A 15,898-nucleotide genomic window follows, 5' to 3' on the forward strand; every position below is an offset into this window, starting at 1 on the left:
TTGGCGTCGCATCGCAAGCCGCGCACCAGCGTTCTCGCCTCGCCGACAGGCCGTCGTACCGCGGCCGGGCTCACCAGCGCCGCTCTCGCTTCGGTCACCCTGCTCTCGCAGTCGGCCGACGCGGCCCCCAGGGCACCCAAGCCGACCATCGAAGAGGTCAAGGAGAAGGTCGACAACCTCTACCACCAGGCCGAGGTGGCCACCCAGAAGTACAACGCCGCCAAGGAGCGCGCCGCCGAACAGCGCGGCACCGTGGACGACCTGCTGAACGCCTCCGCCGAGCGCGCCGAGAAGATGAACGAGTCCCGGCGCCGGCTGGGCACCTTCGCCTCGGCGCAGTACCGCACCGGCGGCGTCAACCCGACGGCACAGCTGATGCTCGCCAAGGACCCGCAGCAGTTCGTCGACCGCAACAACCTCATGGAGCGGCTGACCGGGCGGCAGAAGCAGGCCGTCACGGACTACCAGGAGCAGCAGGCGGCGGCCACCCGGCAGCGTGCCGAGGCGACCCGCAGCCTGGAGAAGCTGCAGCAGTCGCAGGCCTCCCTCAAGGAGTCCAAGGCCTCCGTCCAGGGCAAGCTGGCCGAGGCCCGGCAGCTGCTGTCCCGGCTGACCGCCCAGGAGAAGGCGCGGCTGGCGGAGCTGGAGCGCCAGAAGGAGGCGGCGGCCAAGCGCCGGGCCGCCGAGGAGGCGCGCAAGCAGCAGGAGCGGGAGCGCCAGCGGCAGCAGGACGGCAGCGGCTCGACCGGCGGGTCCACGGGCGGGTCCACCGGCGGCTCGACCGGCGATTCGGCCTCCACCAAGGGCGAGAAGGCGCTCGCCTTCGCCCGCGCCCAGATCGGCAAGCCGTACGTCTGGGGCGCGACCGGGCCCGCCTCCTACGACTGCTCGGGGCTGACCCAGGCCGCGTGGAAGGCGGCGGGCGTCGATCTGCCGCGTACGACCTGGGACCAGATCAAGGTCGGCCAGCGGGTGGCCACCAAGGATCTGCAGCCCGGCGACCTGGTGTTCTTCTATGACGACATCAGCCACGTCGGCATGTACATAGGCGACGGGAAGATGGTGCACGCTCCGAAGCCGGGCGCCAACGTCCGGGAGGAGTCGATCTACTACATGCCGATCTACGGGAGCGTCCGTCCGGGCTGACGCCCACCCGCTCCCCCACCAGACCACCCCCCACGGTCACCCCCCACACGCCACCGCGCGGCCGCCGCCTCCGAATCCGGAGGGGTGGACCGCGCGGTGTGCTGTATGGAGGCGCTCGTCAGGTCCAGAGCACCGCGATGAAGATGTTGGCGACGGTCAGACCGCCGACCGCGCCGAAGACCGCCTTGTCGACGGTCTCCTCGTCCCGCTTGACGTAGACCAGCGCCAGGATCACCACCAGTACGGCCATCTTGATGCCGAGCTTGATGTTGTTGAGCGGGTGGTCCTGGGCCTGGTTGAGGCCGACCAGCACGATGCCGGTGACCAGCATCGTCAGCGCGCCGTGCAGCATGGCCGGCACGAAGCGGGCGGTGCCCGCGCTCATCGCCTTCATCTGGGTCAGAAAGCCGCCCAGCAGGGAGGCGATGCCGATGATGTGCAGGCCGACGAAGATATTGGTTACTACGTCCATAGTGCTGGATCGTAGTCCCCGTATAGCACGACGCTTCGGGCAGGGCGCCCACTATCGCCGCTTCGGTCAGGCCAGACCACTCCCGGGCCGTACGGTCACGATGCCGCGGTCACCCGCGCACCTGTCGCGGTCGAAAGCGAACAATGCCGGGCAAGCCGACCCATTACCGAGACACCCGGGCTTAGCGTCCTCCTCCAGGCGGCCGACTCCCCGCCTCGCCGGTCTCCCACCGGCGTTCCGTCGGCCGTCCCGCCGAGAGGTACGGCGGCGGTCCGTTGCCCCCGTGACGGACCGCCGCCGGGCCCGAACGGCGTGCAAGGAAGGAAAGGAACGGCCACCGTGGCCTCGCACCGCAAGCCCCGGCAGCATCCGCTCGCCTCGCTCACCGGCGGTGGCTCGCGCCGCGCGCGCACCGCCCGTACGGCCGCCACCCTGGCCCTGGCCGGTGCCGCCACCGCCACCGCCGCCGGTCTCGACGGCACCGCCCAGGCCGCACCCCGGCCCACCCCCGCCCAGGTCAAGGACCGGGTCGACGCGCTGTACCAGGAGGCAGAGGTGGCCACGCAGAGCTACAACGGCGCGAAGGAATCCGCCGACACCGCACGACAGGAGCTGAGCAGGCTGCAGGACGAGGCCGCCCGCAGGACCCGCGAACTGAACGCCTCCCGCGGCGAACTGGGCACCCTGGCCGGCAGCCAGTACCGCTCCGGCGGTATCGACCCGACCGTACGGCTGCTGCTGTCCGCGGACCCGCAGCGCTATCTGGACGGCGCCACGGTGCTGGAGCGCGCGGGCAGCCATCAGGCGACCGCGGTGGCCGGGTACGCCCGCCGGCTCGGCAGCGTCCGGCAGATCCGGGAGCGGGCCGAGGAGACCGTGGAGCGGCTGGCGAAGACCGAGGCCCGGCTGAAGAAGCACCGGGTCACCGTCGTGCACAAGCTGGACGCCGCCGAGCAGTTGCTGTCCCGGCTGACCGCGGAGCAGCGGCAGCGGATGGCGTCCCGGGACGGCGCACGGAGCGCGGCGGAGCGGGGCCGTACGGATCGCGGGCCGGACCGCGCGGGCGCCCCGCCGGCCGGCCTTCCCGGCGCCGCGCGGGCCGCGGCGCAGGCTGCGGCGCAGGCCCCCAGCCCCCGTGCCGCCCGCGCCGTCTCCTTCGCCTACAGCGCCCTCGGCAAGCCGTATGTCTGGGGCGCGACGGGCCCCTCCGCCTACGACTGCTCGGGGCTGACCCAGGCCGCCTGGAAGGCCGCCGGGGTCGCGCTGCCCCGTACGACGTACACCCAGATCAGCTCCGGCCCACGGATCAGCAGGGCCCAACTAGCCCCCGGTGACCTGGTGTTCTTCTACTCCGGCATCAGCCATGTGGGGCTCTACGTCGGGGACGGCCAGATGATCCACGCACCGCATCCGGGGGCGCCGGTACGGATCGCGCCGGTCGACCAGATGCCGTTCGCGGCGGCGACCCGGCCGGTGTAGGGGGCCGCGGCTGCTGCCGTGCGCTCAGGCCCTGAGCTGGGTCCCCAGCCAGCGGAAGACCTCCGGGACCTGCTGCGCCCAGACCGCCGTGGTGTGGCCGCCCGCGTTCGACGGGATCTGCCGTACGGTCACCGTCGTGGGAGGCAGCGCGAACTGCCGCAGGGCGAGGCCGGCTTGGTAGCCGTCGCCCGATGCGCCCGACACATACAGCGCGGTGCGCGGCGGCTTGCCGGCCGCGTTGGCCGACTTCAGGATGTGCAGCGGGTTGGTCTCGGTGCGCAGCTTGGGGTCCTTGCCGGCCAGCGAGTCGCGTTCGAGCGCCGGGTCGTTGTAGCCGGACATGGCGACCGCGGCGCGGTAGCGGTCGGGGTGGGCCAGCGCCAGCTTGGCGGCGCAGTGCGCGCCGGCCGAATACCCGGCCAGGGCCCAGGAGTCCGGCTTGTCGCCGGCCCGGAAGTTGTCGAGGACCATCTTGCGGACGTCGACGGTCAGCCAGCTGTCGGCGTTGACCTTCCCGGGGAGGTTGACACAGCCGGTGTCCACACCGGGGAGGAGGTTGGTCCGGGGCGCCACCAGGATGGCCGGCTTGACCGCACCGCTCCGCATCAGCGGCATGAGCTGCCGGGCCGCGTTCAGTGAGCCCAGCCAGGACTTCGCCGAGCCGGGGTAGCCGGGCAGCAGCTCGACCACCGGGAACTTCCGGTCGCGGTAGGCGGGGTCGTCGTACTGCGGCGGGAGCCAGACGTACACCTCGCCCCGCACACCCGAGATCCGGCCCTGGAGGTCGGTCATCCGGACGCCGGCGCCGACCTTGGGGTCGTCGGCCGGACGGAACTGCTGGAGCTGCTTGGGCTCGTGCCTGATCTGCCGGCCGCCCATGCCGTCGGGGCCGAGGTCACGGGCCGCCTCGACGTGGCTGCCGGTGCCGAGCAGGTCGTCCCAGTTGTCGTAGAGGCTGTTGGCGTTGTTGACCAGGACGAAGACCACGGTGATGGCCGTGACCTGCGCGAACAGCAGCATCAGCAACCGGGCGAGGCCGCGCACCGGGGCCGGCCCGGCTATTCGGCCCCAGAGGGCGAACGGCAGCACCAGGGCGACGACCAGCAGCGCGATCGAGGTGAGGAAGAAGGGCGTGCCCGTCAGGCTCATCGGGATCTCGTTTCCAGGACAAACTGAGCGAAGGACGTGGGGTGGTTGGTGGTTCCGCCCCCGCCTTCGGCAGTGAGCCTCTCCGCGCCCTTAGATGGTGATCCGCGGGGTCCTGGTTGCCCCTCTTTGGTGCTTGTTTACGCCCTCGTCCGCCGGTGGTGCGTCACCCGGCCCGGATCGCGGCCCCGCAGGTCAGACCAGCCGCCGGGCCGCGGCCCAGCGGGTCAGCTCATGGCGGTTGGAGAGCTGGAGCTTGCGCAGCACCGCGGAGACATGGGATTCGACGGTCTTCACGGAGATGAACAGCTGCTTGGCGACCTCCTTGTAGGCATAGCCGCGGGCGATCAGACGGAGCACCTCCCGCTCACGCTGGGTGAGGCGGTCGAGGTCCTCGTCGACCGGCGGGGCGTCCGTCGAGGCGAAGGCGTCCAGGACGAAGCCCGCCAGCCGCGGGGAGAACACCGCGTCGCCGTCGGCGACCCGGAAGATCGCGTTGACCAGGTCCGTACCCGTGATCGTCTTGGTGACGTAGCCGCGGGCGCCGCCCCGGATGACGCCGATGACATCCTCGGCCGCGTCGGAGACCGAAAGCGCCAGGAAGCGGACGGGGCGCTCGGTGTCGGCCGCCATCGCCGCGCAGCGGCGCAGCACCTCGACGCCGCCGCCCCCGGGGAGGTGGACGTCCAGGAGGACGACCTCGGGGCGGGTGGCCGTGATGACCGTGACCGCCTGGTCGACGTCGGCGGCCTCGCCGACCACCTCGACGCCGGTGCGCGCGGTCTCGCCGATCTCGGCCTGGACGCCCGTACGGAACATCCGGTGATCGTCGACCAGCACGACCCGTGCGGTGCGGCCCCCGGCCGTCCCGCCGTCGGTCCCGCCCTGCTGTGCGCCGTCGCTGCTCATCTCTTCCGCCCGTCCCTCGGTGTCTGCCCCGTCATCATCCCCCGCCCCGGCGCGCGCTGCCGCCTCCGGCCGCCTCGCGTCCGGGTCCGGCCCGGGTCCCTGCCTCGGCTCCGGCTCGGGACCCTGCCTCTGCCCCGGCTCGGGCTCGGGCTCGGGCGCACTCATATCTCGCTCTCCTCCGCCGCGCGCTCCATCTCCAGCTCGACGACCGTGCCGCCCTCGGGGGCGGTACGCAGCCGGGCCGTGCCGCCGTGGCGCTCCATACGGCCGATGATGGACTCCCGTACGCCCATCCGGTCCTCGGGGACCGCGTCCAGGTCGAAACCGGGGCCGCGGTCGCGCACCGAGACGAAGACCGTGCGTCCCTCCACCTCGGCGAACACCTGCACCGCGCCGCCCTCGCCGCCATATTTGGCGGCGTTGACCATCGCCTCGCGCGCGGCCTGCATCTGGGCGCCCAGCGGCTCGTCCAGCGGGCAGTCGCCGACGACCACGACCTCAAGGGGGACGCCGTGGTGGTCCTCCACCTCGGCGGCGGACTTGCGGACCGCCTCCGCGAGGGTGGCCGGCTCCTCGTCCTCCTCCTTGCCGCGCCCCTCGGGCTTGTAGAGCCAGGCACGCAGCTCACGCTCCTGGGCGCGGGCCAGCCGCGCCACCTCCCGGGGGTCGTCGGCGTTGCGCTGGATCAACGTGAGGGTGTGCAGCACCGAGTCATGGACATGGGCGGCCACTTCGGCACGCTCCTGGGCGCGGATGCGCATCAGCCGCTCCTCGGAGAGGTCCTGCGCCATCCGGACCAGATAGGGGCCCGCCAGCAGCGCTATACCGACGACGACGGCGAGCGAGGCCTGGAGCACCGAACCGAGATGCCGCACCGAACCCTGGAGAACGACGATGCCGGTCACGCCGACACCGACCAGCAGCACACCGGCCGCGCCGCGCACCATCGGCAGCACGCCCTTGCGTCGGCCGAGCTCCAGCCACTGGGCGCGGCGGGAGTTGTCCGCCTGCCGCCACACCAGGGCGACACCGGCGCCGATCAGCAGCACCGGCCAGAGATAGCCGTTGGCCTGGCCCAGCTGGAAACGGGAGGCGACGATCGAGGATCCGATGAGCAGCGCGATCAGCGCGAAGACCTGGCCCTTGTCGGGACGGTGCCGCAGCCGAAGGCGCTTGCCGTCCGCCGGGGCGGGCTGCCGGTGATCCACACCGCCGACGCCCAGCGGGACGAAGAACCAGAACGCGGCATACAGCAGGGCGCCCATCCCGTCGGCCATGAACAGCGCCACGAACACGACCCGCACCCAGGAGACCGGCAGCCCGAGATGGCCCGCGAGCCCCCGCGCGACGCCACCGAGCAGCCGCCCGTCGGCGCTGCGGTAGAGCTTGCGCACGGGCGGATCGTCGGGGTCCGGCGCCGGGGCGTAGCTCGTCTCGGCGCGGGGCGGGGCGGTGGTCATGTCCCCGATCGTCACACGACACCCGTGCCCGGGGCATCAGGGTCGTCCCTGAGCCTGTCCCTGACGTTTCCGGGGTGTGGTCAGGGACCGGGCGCCGGCGACGGCCCGGCGGCCCGGGGTCCCTCAGCTCTGCGGGTCGGTCCGGCGGAAGCCGTCCTTCACCGTCGAGAAGACCTTCTCGTACTTCGCCCAGTCGGCGTTCGGTGCGGACACGTAGATCGCGTACTCCTTACCGCCCTCGCGGCCGAAGCCCAGGTCGACCCCCCGGAAGAGACGGGCCCGGCCCCCGAAGGTGAACTCCCAGATCGCGGCCGGATCGCCCTGGAAGACCGTGGGCTGCAAGCGCAGGTTCGAGTAGACGGGGTACTTCGCCTTGACGGCCTTCTCCACGTCTTTGAAGTGCTGCACCTGGTCCCCCGAGGAGAAGTCCAGGACGCTGACGGTGATCTGCGCCAACTGCGTCCTGTAGATGATCTGCCGGCCGACGTCGTCGGACTGGCGCGTCCAGCCGTCGGGGACCGGGAAGCTGACGCCGAGTTCGGCCTCCTTGACGCTGTGATAGCCGTCGGGAACGGGCGGCGGCGGTCCCATGCTGTGGTCAGGGGCCTTGGGGAGCTTGGGGTTGGTGCTCTTGTTCGCCGACGCCTGGCTGGAGCCACCGGATTCGGTGGGGTGCATCAGGTACCAGGCCGTGCCCACGCCGCCGCCGGCGAGCAGCACCCCGACGACACTCCAGACCACGATCCGGGCGCGCTTCTTAGGGGGCGCCGTGCCGCCGGGCAGCACGTCGGCACCGTCGGCGGACCGTCCGGCGCCCGTCCCGTCCGGAAGGGCGACCGGTCCGGTCACGTCCTCGCCGCCGGCGCCCGGAACGGCGCCGGTCCCCGCACCCGTTACCGCGCCCGTACGCGCCCCGGTACCGGTGCCGGTGCCGGTGCCGCGGACCGAAGTGGCCGCCACCTCGCCCGTATGGTGCACCGGACGGGTGGGCGACTCGGTCTCCCCGCTCGGGTCGGCCGCCTCGGGGCGGCCGCGTCCGACCGTCCCCAGAGCCATCGTGGACCAGCCCATCAGCGCCGTGTCCGCCTCGGCTTCTACGGCCCGCAGCGCCTGTTCGACGACCTCGGCCGTCGGGCGGTCGGCCGGCTCCTTGGCGAGCAGCGCCTCGATCAGCGGGCCCAGCGACCCGGCGTTGCGCGGTGCCTCGAGCGGGTCCATGGCGATCGCATACGCGGTCTCGACCGCGGTGGCCTTCCGGAACGGGGGGCGTCCCTCGACCGCTTGATAGAGCGTCGCGCCCAGCGCCCACAGGTCGGAGGCGGGCCCCGGGGTGCCACTGCGGACCCGCTCGGGCGCCAAGTAGTCGATGGAGCCCACCAGCTCGCCCGTCTTGGTGAGCGTGGAGGTGCCGCTGGCGACCGCGATGCCGAAGTCGGTGAGCACGACCCGGCCGTCCTCGCCGAGGAGCACGTTGCCCGGCTTGACGTCACGGTGCAGCACACCGGCGGAGTGCGCGGCACGCAGCGCCGCCACCATGCCGCGGCCGATCCGGGCGGCCTCGCGCGGCTCGACCGAACTGTCGGTCCGCGCGGCGTGCTTGATGGCGTCGCCGAGCGTCGTGGAGGGGACGTACTCCATGACGATGCACGGCATCCCGGCGTCGTCGACGACGTCGTGGACGCTCACCACATTGGGGTGATTGATACGGGCAGCTGCCTGAGCCTCACGAGTGGTGCGCTCATAGCGCGTTGCCAGTTCGTCCTCGTCGAGCTGCGGCGAGACATGCAGACGCTTCACCGCGACCTGACGGCCGAGGAGTTCGTCCCGGGCACGCCAGACGGTGCCCATACCGCCCTGGCCTATCCGCTCAACCAGGCGATATCGCCTGGCGACCAGTCGCCCCTCGTCCACCGACGCCGCCTCCGTCACCGCACGCCCCTCCGGAAACCCGTACGTATCCAAGGCGCAACGATAGTCGCCGATGCCGCCGTACAGCCCGTCGGCCACCGCCCTTCCACATCTCCCCTTCCGGCCGGACACCACCACCGGGGCATATGCGAACGCGCGAGGGATTTCAGGCCCCCTGGGGCATCTCGGGGCCGCCATCAGGGGATCTCAGGGATCTGCCAGGGTTTCCACCGATGTCGCGGCGCGGTCGCTCTTGTCACCATGGCTCCATGAACGATGCAGCGCATGCCGAGCAGTCGGCGCCCGCCGGTTCCGCCGGTTCCGGTTCATCGCATCCGCCGCTGCGCCGCAGCCGGCGGCACAAGGTGGTCGGCGGAGTCTGCGGCGGGCTGGGCCGGCAGTGGGACCTCGACCCGGTGATCTTCCGGGTCGTGCTCGCCGTGCTCTCCGTCGGCGGCCTCGGCCTCATCGTCTACGGCTTCGCCTGGCTGCTCATTCCCCTCGACGGCGAGGAGGAGAACGAGGCCCGCCGACTGCTCTCCGGCCGGGTCGAGGGCTCCGCGCTGACGGCCCTGCTCTTCGCGCTGGTCGGCTGCGGACTGTTCCTGACGAGCCTCTCCAAGGGCAGCATGATGTCGTTCGCCATCATGGTGACGCTGGCGGTGGCCGGCTCCGCTTACTGGTCGCGGCGGCGGCGCATCGTGGAGGCCGAGGGCCCGGAGGCGATGGACACCGCCACCGCCCAGGCGGTCGCCGACGCCCCGCCCGAGACCAAGGCACCCCCCGTGCCCACCGGCCCCTCCTGGTGGCGCGCCCAGCGCTCCGGGGAGTCGGCCGGTCCGGGCTATCTGTGGGGGCCCGACACCACCCCGCTGCCCCTCGACCTCAGCTACCGCACCGTGCACGGCGCAGACACGACCGGCGCCCCGGCCCCGCACGCTGCCCGGGCCGACGCGGACCGCCTCGCCGGCCGGTCCGGGCCGCCGGACGGTGCGACGCCCGCCGGGGCCCCACGCCGAAGTCGCCGCGAGGGACGCCCGATCGGCGGCTGGACCTTCCTGTTCGCCCTGCTCGCCGGAGCCGGCACCGCGCTCGCCGTCTCCCGCCATGACGGCCTGACGCCGGCCCTCCAGGCGGGCCTGGCCTGCACGCTGCTGATCTTCGGTCTGGGACTGGTGCTCAGCGCCTGGTACGGACGCACCGGCGGTGGCACGGTCTTCATGGTGGTGCTGATGTCCCTGCTGCTGGCGGGCGCGACGACGCTGCCCGGCAACCTCACCGCCCAGTGGCAGAACCAGACCTGGTTCCCGACCACGGCCGCCGCCGTCCGGCCGCACTACGAGCTCGGCACGGGCGAGGGGCAGTTGGACCTCACCGGCCTGCCCTTCAAGGCGGACCGTACCGTCCACACCGGCGTGGACGTGGGCGCCGGCCTCCTTCGAGTGACGCTGCCGCACGGTGTCACGGCCCGCCTGCACCTCTCGCTAGGCCTCGGGGACATCCAACTGCCCGGCGAACCGCCCCAGGACGTGGACCTCGTGGCGAGCCGGGAGCGGACGGTCGACCTCCCCGCCGACGGCCTCAAGAAGGGCGAGAGGCCGCACGGCTCGGTGGTTCTGAACCTCGACCTCGGCGCCGGACAGCTCGCCGTCGAACGCGCCGCACCGGGCACCACCCCCGCCACCTTCACCACGTCGGCAGCCGCCCTCCCGGCCGCTGACCTCCCGGCCGCTGACCTCCCGGCCTCTGACCTCCCGGCCCCCACCGCGCCGGCCACCCCGACCGCCCCGACTCCCCAGGGAGCCCCCCGCTGATGCGCCACCCCTTCGAACCGGCCCGTCTGATCTGGGGCCTCACCGCCCTCACTCTCGCCACGGCCTACGGCCTCGACGCCCTCGCCCTCTGGCAGGCCCCCGGCCCCTGGCTCTTCCTCGCCCTGCCCGCCGCCCTGATCCTCTCCGGCATCGTCACCGCGGTCCGGGGCCGGTCCCGGCACCCGCACACGGATGCCTCCGCGGCTATGGAGCCGTGATGCCGGGCGCGAGGCGAGGGGTGCCTGACGTGGGGCGATGGGGGCCGCGCGCGCCATCGCCGACCGCCCCACAACAGGTACGGGTAGTGCGGGGGGTGCAAGAAGTGCAAGGTGCGGAACACCTGCAACCTGGCCGCGCCGAGATGCCTGAGGCCCTCGCTCCCCCGGAGGCCGCGCCTCGCGACCGTCCGGCGCACCGCACGAGCAAGGCGGAGCGTCGTCCCCGTAGAGGGCTCCGTGAGGACGACCCCGACAACGCAGGCAACCCACGGCAGGCGTCGCCCGCCCTACCCGAACAGCTGCGCCCCATGTCGCTTGCGGCGGTTCGCGAAGGCGGCGTCCAGGGAGAACCGTGGCGTGCCGGCCAGTACGAGGGGGATCCAGGCCATCAGGTAGGCGAGGTCGTTGCCGTAGTAGTAGGGCGTGGTCGCCCAGCTCACGGTGAGCCACAGCATCAGCGAGATCAGCGCGCCGCCGAACGCCGCCAGCCGCCCCAGCAGCCCGGCCAGGGTCCCGAGGCCGACCGCGAGTTCACCGGCCGCGATGGCATAGCCGAAGCTCACCGGACTCTGCTGCGCGAGCTCCACCAGCTGTGGCAGCGCCGCCGCGTCATGGACCTGGCGCAGCGTCTCGCCCAGCGAACCCGCGCCGCCGGGGGACAGGAACGCCGGATCGGTCAGCTTGTCGATGCCCGCGTAGAGGAAGGTGGCCCCCAGAAAGAGCCGCAGCGGGAGCAGCGCATGGCGCGCCAGCTGCCCCCGCAAGCCGGCCCCGGCGCTCTCGACACCCGCCCCTCCCAATTCGGCACCGATCGTACGATTCGCATGCACCATGACGTCCGCCTCTCCGTTGCCGCCGGGCGCAGACGATTGTGCCCCCGCCCACGCCTCCTGGGGAGATACGTACGCACGTGCACAAGAGGTTCAACGGACCGATGCACTTCGGGCGACCGCGGCACACGGAATCGTCACGCAACGCCGGTGGCGGCGGCAAGGCGGGCGGCAGTGGCACCGCCCGCGCCAGCCGTCCGGCGGCACCCCGCTCGTCCGGCCCACCCGATGGCACCCGCTCGTCCGGCCCGCCCAACGGCACCCGCTCGTCCCCGCCCGCGGACGGCACGGCCCACCCCCCGGTCCGAGCGCGCCCGCCGCCACCCAAGCAATCACTCAGTCCACGACATCCAGCGGATAGGCGGCCGTCTCCACCCCCGCCGCCGTGATCACCCGGACCTTCACGCGGCCGGGCTCGACGTCGACCGGGACCGGGACCGTCAGCACCCCGTCGGCCGGATTGGCGAAGCCGCCGGCTACCGGGACCAGCGGTACGGGGACATGCACATCGCCGATGCGTACGACGGTCCGGGCGAGCCGGTCGGGCGTTCCGGCGCCCGGCGGGACGAAACCGGCGCCGCGGATCTCGATGTCGTCGCCGGTACGGACCGGCGCGGCGAGATCCCCCAGCTCACGGGAGCGGACCACGGAGAGGATCACCGGACGGCCGCCCGCCGTCGCCTTCCCCGTCAGATACGTCGCCCCGGAGAGCACCAGGAGCACCACCAACACCCAGGGCAGCTGCGGCATCTGCGCCGGCCGCCCGGCCAGCAGTACCAGCGCCCAGACCAGCACGGCCGCCTGCACCAGGACGTACTGCACGTCCAGGAGGCTGCCCCGCCCGGCGTCGTCCGTCAGCAGATCGGCGGCCCGCGGCCGGTCCGCGGGAACCTTCTGCAGCCGCCCGGCCCGCACGCGTGAAGCGACCAGCCCGTGGGCCAGCACGGCCACCGTGCACCCGACGGCCAGCGCGACCAGCAGGGCGGCGGACCGTACGAGGGCCGGCCCCTGGAGGAGCGGGTGCTCGCCCGGGGCCGCGGCGATCACCTGCCGCACGGCGACCGTCAGAACGGCGTAGAGCACCGCGGCCACCCAGGCCGCCGCCACCGTCCGCGAGGTGGACAGCCGCCCGTCCTCACCGATCAGCGGCGCCAGCGCCCCGCCGTGCGCCCGGTGCCACCAGGCCGCCGCCGTCAGGGCCACGGCCAGGACGACGGCCGCGAGCAGCCCCGCCGTACGGGTCGCGGTCCAGCCCGTGCCGAGGGCGGTCAGCGCCTGCCCGAGCAGCAGCGCGACCACCGCGCTCCAGACGGCGAGCAGGGTGCGCCACCGTACGGCCGCCAGCCAGGCGGTCTTCCCTTCGGCGCGCCGCCGGGCGACCTCCCGTGCCGACAGGGTCAGTTCGTCGGAGACCCACTGCCGGGCCGCACCGACCGAACGCGCGAGCCCGGCCGGCACCCCGCGCCCGGCGGCGAAGTCCTCGCGGAGCGCGACGAACGCGGCAACCGCCTGCCGGTGCCCCGCACGGGCGCCGTGCGGGCACCGTCCACACCGGCACTCACCGCCGTCGGCACGCTCCGCGCCCTCCCCCGGCTCGCCCGTTCCGGCCCTGCTGCCCGCCGCATCCACCGACACGTCCGCTACCGCCCGCCACCGCTGATCATCAACTTGACCTGTCCGAGGGGGAATTGTGCCGCACTCCATGGGGGCGCGCGGTAAACGTCCAGTTGGTGGCGGGTGGCGGGCCCAGCGGTGCGTTGACGCCCGGCGCCGGACAGGCCGCGGGCCCCGCACACCTGACCGGCGCATCGACCGCGGAACGCCGCCGCTTCCCCCATTCGGGCGAACCGGGCCACGGCGACGGCTGAGCGGTCGGCGCGCTGCGCAAGCTTCCGCCGTGCGCCACATACACGGATTTCACGGCTCGCGCGGCCGCGCTGACCTGCCCGGGGACGGAACGAACGCCCCGCGGAGGCCGCAAGGGCCGCCTGGACGGGCCGGAGTGCGGAAACCGGACGAGCCGCGCGGACGGGCCGGAGCGCGCAAGCCGGAAGAACCGCACCGCGGTTCCGGCCTGCAAGGGGTCACGACCCGGAGCCGGGCCGCCGCCCAGAGGCGGACCACCGCCGCGCTCCTCCTGCTCACCGGATGCGCCGCCCTGCTCCTCATCGCACCAACAGCCACCGCCCTCGCCCGGCACCACCACCCTCCCACCGGTGACAACTGCGCCTACGCCGGGACCGCGCCACCCGTGGACGTACCCACCGGCTGGCCCATGCCGCACGGCTGGCACTTCCCCTGCACCGGGACCAAGCCCCCGCCGACGCCGTCCCACCGGCCGACGCCCCGCCCCCGTCCCCCCGCGCCCGCACCACCGCCGCCACCGCCGCCGCCCGCCACGTCGCGGCCGGCGCCGCCCCCGCCGCCGTCGCCGCCCACTCCCCGCGCCCACCCCACGCCCCCGCCGCCCTCGCCGAAGCCCAGCCCCAAACCCAAGCCCGACCCCAAGCCCACACCCACGCCCCTCCTCCACCACCCCGCGTCACCGCCGCCCGTGGTGCCCCGCAACTACGCGCATCCGTCCCACCGGCCGCGCGGCGGGCGCTCGATGGTGACCACGACCTTGCTGATCACCGCCCCGGCCGTGCTGGCCGGCGCCGCCCTCCGTCCCCGTTCGAGCTCCTCGTCCGGTTCCGCCGGGCGCCGTTCCTCGTAGGAGGTCCCCATGTCGCAATGGCTGGTACTGACCATCGCCATGGCCGCTGCCTGCGGCGTCGTCCTGACCATCACCGTGCTCAAGGAGCGCCGGATCACCGAGGACGACGACCCGTCCGAAACACCCGATGTGATCGAGTATCTGACGATGATGGTGGGGGTGGTGTACGCGATCGTGCTGGGGCTGGCCATCGCCGGTGTGTGGGAGGCCCGAAGCGCGGCAGAGGACACCGTACGGACCGAGGCACAGGCGCTGCACGAGGTCAGCGCGCGGGCGCGGGCCTACCCCGCGCCGGTGCGGGACCGTATCCGCGCGGATGTCGACGCGTATGTGACGCATGTCGTGCACAAGGAGTGGCCGGTGATGGCCGAGCAGGGGGAACTGACCCCGCGCGGCACCGCGTTGCTGACGAAGGTGCGGGCGGATGTCACCGACTACCGTCCGCACAACGACTTCGAGGGGCAGTCGTACCAGCCCCTCGTCGATCAGGTCGCGGTGGCCGACGGCGCCCGCTCCGCCCGTGGGAACGCGGCCGATTCGACGCTCCCAGGGGTGGTGTGGTTCGGGCTGATCATCGGGGGCGCGATCTCCATCGGCGTCATGTTCACCCTGCAGATCCGGCGCTCGGGGCGGGAGTTGCTGATGGCCGGACTCTTCAGCGCGCTGATCGCCTTCCTGCTGTTCCTGGTCTGGGACTTCGACGCACCGTTCAGCCGCAGCATCTCGGCGACGGTCGCGCCGTTCCGCGATCTGTTCCCACACGTGTGAGGGGGGTGAGTGCCCTGCGGGACGTACGGAAACGGACGTCCCGCAGCGCACTTGCCGCCCTTACCCCGGCCGGCCGCCCCCGGCTCCACTACACCGCGCGCCGACCGCACCCCGACCGCTCGCTAATCGAAGAGATCCGGCTCGCTGCGCACGATCTGCTGGTACAGCGGCTGGTAGTTGATCCAGGCGACCAGGTCGTTGCCCAGCTGTTCGCGCGTGTGGACGGCGTTGTGGTGGTCGATCAGGACCGGTTTGCCGGCGGCCTTGGCGGTCAGCTGCACCTGGCAGGAGCGCTCCATCGTGAGGAACCACCACGCCGCCGCGTCCACCGAGTCGCCCACCGTCAGCAGCCCGTGGTTGCGCAGGATCACCGCCTTGTGCGGCCCGAGGGCGGTCGCGATCCGCCGCCCTTCCGCCTCGTCCACCACCACGCCCGTGTAGTCGTCGAAGAGCGCATGGTCCTCATAGAACGCGCAGACGTCCTGGGTGATCGGCTCCAGCAGCTCGCCCAAAGCAGCCAGCGCCCGGCCGTAAGTGGAGTGGCTGTGCGCCGCCGCGATGACGTCGGGGCGGGCCTGATGGACCTGGGAATGGATCGCGAACGCCGCCTGGTTGACGTGGTAGCGGCCCTCGACCACCTTGCCCTCCGCGTTCACCAGGATCAGATCGCTGACCGTGAGGTGCCGGAAGGACATCCCGAAGGGGTTGACCCAGAAGCAGTGCGGGAACTCCGGGTCGCGCACGGTGATATGGCCCGCGACACCCTCCTCGAAGCCATGGCGCCCGAAGAGCCGCAGCGCCGCGACCAGGCGTTCCTTGCGGTGGCGCCGCTCGCCCTCGACGGTCTCGTGTGTCGGCGGCATCGCGAAGTACAGCTGATCGGTGGGTATGGGCGTCGGCTCGGGCATCACGGCTCTCCTTCTGGCACGTACGGCGCTTGACGCTCGAAGCGGAAGCTACCTTCCACTACCGCAGGTAGCCAGGGTCGCGACCGCACCGGCTCCGGTCACCTGCATGATGAGGGCACCAACG

At 72.8% G+C, this 15,898-nt stretch carries 14 protein-coding genes; 5 read left to right on the forward strand and 9 right to left on the reverse strand.

Annotation, left to right across the window (positions count from 1 at the left end):
* Positions 1-1,146 carry an NlpC/P60 family protein gene (locus ACFW5B_RS20235; RefSeq protein WP_386441063.1) on the forward strand — a complete coding sequence of 382 codons (1,146 nt, stop codon included), beginning with the start codon at positions 1-3 and terminating at the stop codon, positions 1,144-1,146.
* A 118-nt stretch (positions 1,147-1,264) separates the two neighbouring features.
* Here the strand turns inward: ACFW5B_RS20235 and ACFW5B_RS20240 are convergent, their stop codons facing one another.
* Complete coding sequence (locus tag ACFW5B_RS20240; RefSeq protein ID WP_386441067.1) at positions 1,265-1,618, reverse strand: hypothetical protein; 354 nt, start codon at positions 1,616-1,618, stop codon at positions 1,265-1,267.
* Positions 1,619-1,957: 339 nt separating this feature from the next.
* On the opposite strand from ACFW5B_RS20240, the gene ACFW5B_RS20245 reads away from it, so the two are divergent.
* A complete protein-coding gene (locus ACFW5B_RS20245) occupies positions 1,958-3,097 on the forward strand; it encodes an NlpC/P60 family protein (protein WP_386441070.1) in 1,140 nt (379 codons plus the stop codon).
* Positions 3,098-3,121: 24 nt separating this feature from the next.
* On the opposite strand, the gene ACFW5B_RS20250 is transcribed toward ACFW5B_RS20245, so the two are convergent.
* From ACFW5B_RS20250 to ACFW5B_RS20265, 4 genes are all read right to left on the reverse strand, one after another.
* Positions 3,122-4,246: an alpha/beta hydrolase gene (locus tag ACFW5B_RS20250; RefSeq protein ID WP_386441073.1), complete on the reverse strand. Its 1,125-nt coding sequence runs from the start codon at positions 4,244-4,246 to the stop codon at positions 3,122-3,124.
* Between the two features lie 192 nt (positions 4,247-4,438).
* Complete coding sequence (locus ACFW5B_RS20255; protein WP_386441076.1) at positions 4,439-5,152, reverse strand: LuxR C-terminal-related transcriptional regulator; 714 nt, start codon at positions 5,150-5,152, stop codon at positions 4,439-4,441.
* Between the two features lie 161 nt (positions 5,153-5,313).
* On the reverse strand, positions 5,314-6,612 hold the full coding sequence (locus ACFW5B_RS20260; RefSeq protein WP_386441079.1) for a PspC domain-containing protein: 1,299 nt from the start codon (positions 6,610-6,612) through the stop codon (positions 5,314-5,316).
* 123 nt (positions 6,613-6,735) lie between these two features.
* A complete protein-coding gene (locus tag ACFW5B_RS20265; protein ID WP_386441188.1) occupies positions 6,736-8,541 on the reverse strand; it encodes a serine/threonine-protein kinase in 1,806 nt (601 codons plus the stop codon).
* 248 nt (positions 8,542-8,789) lie between these two features.
* Between ACFW5B_RS20265 and ACFW5B_RS20270 the strand changes: the two genes are divergently transcribed.
* Positions 8,790-10,334 carry a PspC domain-containing protein gene (locus tag ACFW5B_RS20270; RefSeq protein WP_386441082.1) on the forward strand — a complete coding sequence of 515 codons (1,545 nt, stop codon included), beginning with the start codon at positions 8,790-8,792 and terminating at the stop codon, positions 10,332-10,334.
* Positions 10,334-10,552, forward strand: coding sequence for a hypothetical protein (locus ACFW5B_RS20275; protein WP_386441085.1), 219 nt, complete (start codon positions 10,334-10,336; stop codon positions 10,550-10,552). Before ACFW5B_RS20270 ends, ACFW5B_RS20275 begins: the two co-directional genes overlap by 1 nt.
* A gap of 287 nt (positions 10,553-10,839) precedes the next feature.
* On the opposite strand, the gene ACFW5B_RS20280 is transcribed toward ACFW5B_RS20275, so the two are convergent.
* The 3 genes from ACFW5B_RS20280 to ACFW5B_RS20290 form a co-directional block, all read right to left on the reverse strand.
* The gene (locus tag ACFW5B_RS20280) at positions 10,840-11,385 is read right to left on the reverse strand and encodes a TQO small subunit DoxD (RefSeq protein WP_386441088.1); all 546 of its coding nucleotides are present in this window, start codon (positions 11,383-11,385) and stop codon (positions 10,840-10,842) included.
* Between the two features lie 333 nt (positions 11,386-11,718).
* Complete coding sequence (locus ACFW5B_RS20285) at positions 11,719-13,017, reverse strand: hypothetical protein (RefSeq protein WP_386441091.1); 1,299 nt, start codon at positions 13,015-13,017, stop codon at positions 11,719-11,721.
* Between the two features lie 933 nt (positions 13,018-13,950).
* Positions 13,951-14,109 carry a hypothetical protein gene (locus ACFW5B_RS20290; protein WP_386441094.1) on the reverse strand — a complete coding sequence of 53 codons (159 nt, stop codon included), beginning with the start codon at positions 14,107-14,109 and terminating at the stop codon, positions 13,951-13,953.
* Here ACFW5B_RS20290 and ACFW5B_RS20295 point away from each other — a divergent pair.
* Positions 14,108-14,866, forward strand: coding sequence for a hypothetical protein (locus ACFW5B_RS20295; RefSeq protein ID WP_386441097.1), 759 nt, complete (start codon positions 14,108-14,110; stop codon positions 14,864-14,866). The two genes, ACFW5B_RS20290 and ACFW5B_RS20295, sit on opposite strands and share 2 nt — an antisense overlap.
* Before the next feature lie 122 nt (positions 14,867-14,988).
* On the opposite strand, the gene ACFW5B_RS20300 is transcribed toward ACFW5B_RS20295, so the two are convergent.
* Entirely contained in the window at positions 14,989-15,774 is a 786-nt protein-coding gene (locus ACFW5B_RS20300) for a class II aldolase/adducin family protein (protein ID WP_386441100.1), read from the reverse strand.
* Positions 15,775-15,898: the final 124 nt, after the last annotated feature.

The organism is Streptomyces sp. NPDC058773 (assembly GCF_042746015.1).
GTDB lineage: Bacteria > Actinomycetota > Actinomycetes > Streptomycetales > Streptomycetaceae > Streptomyces.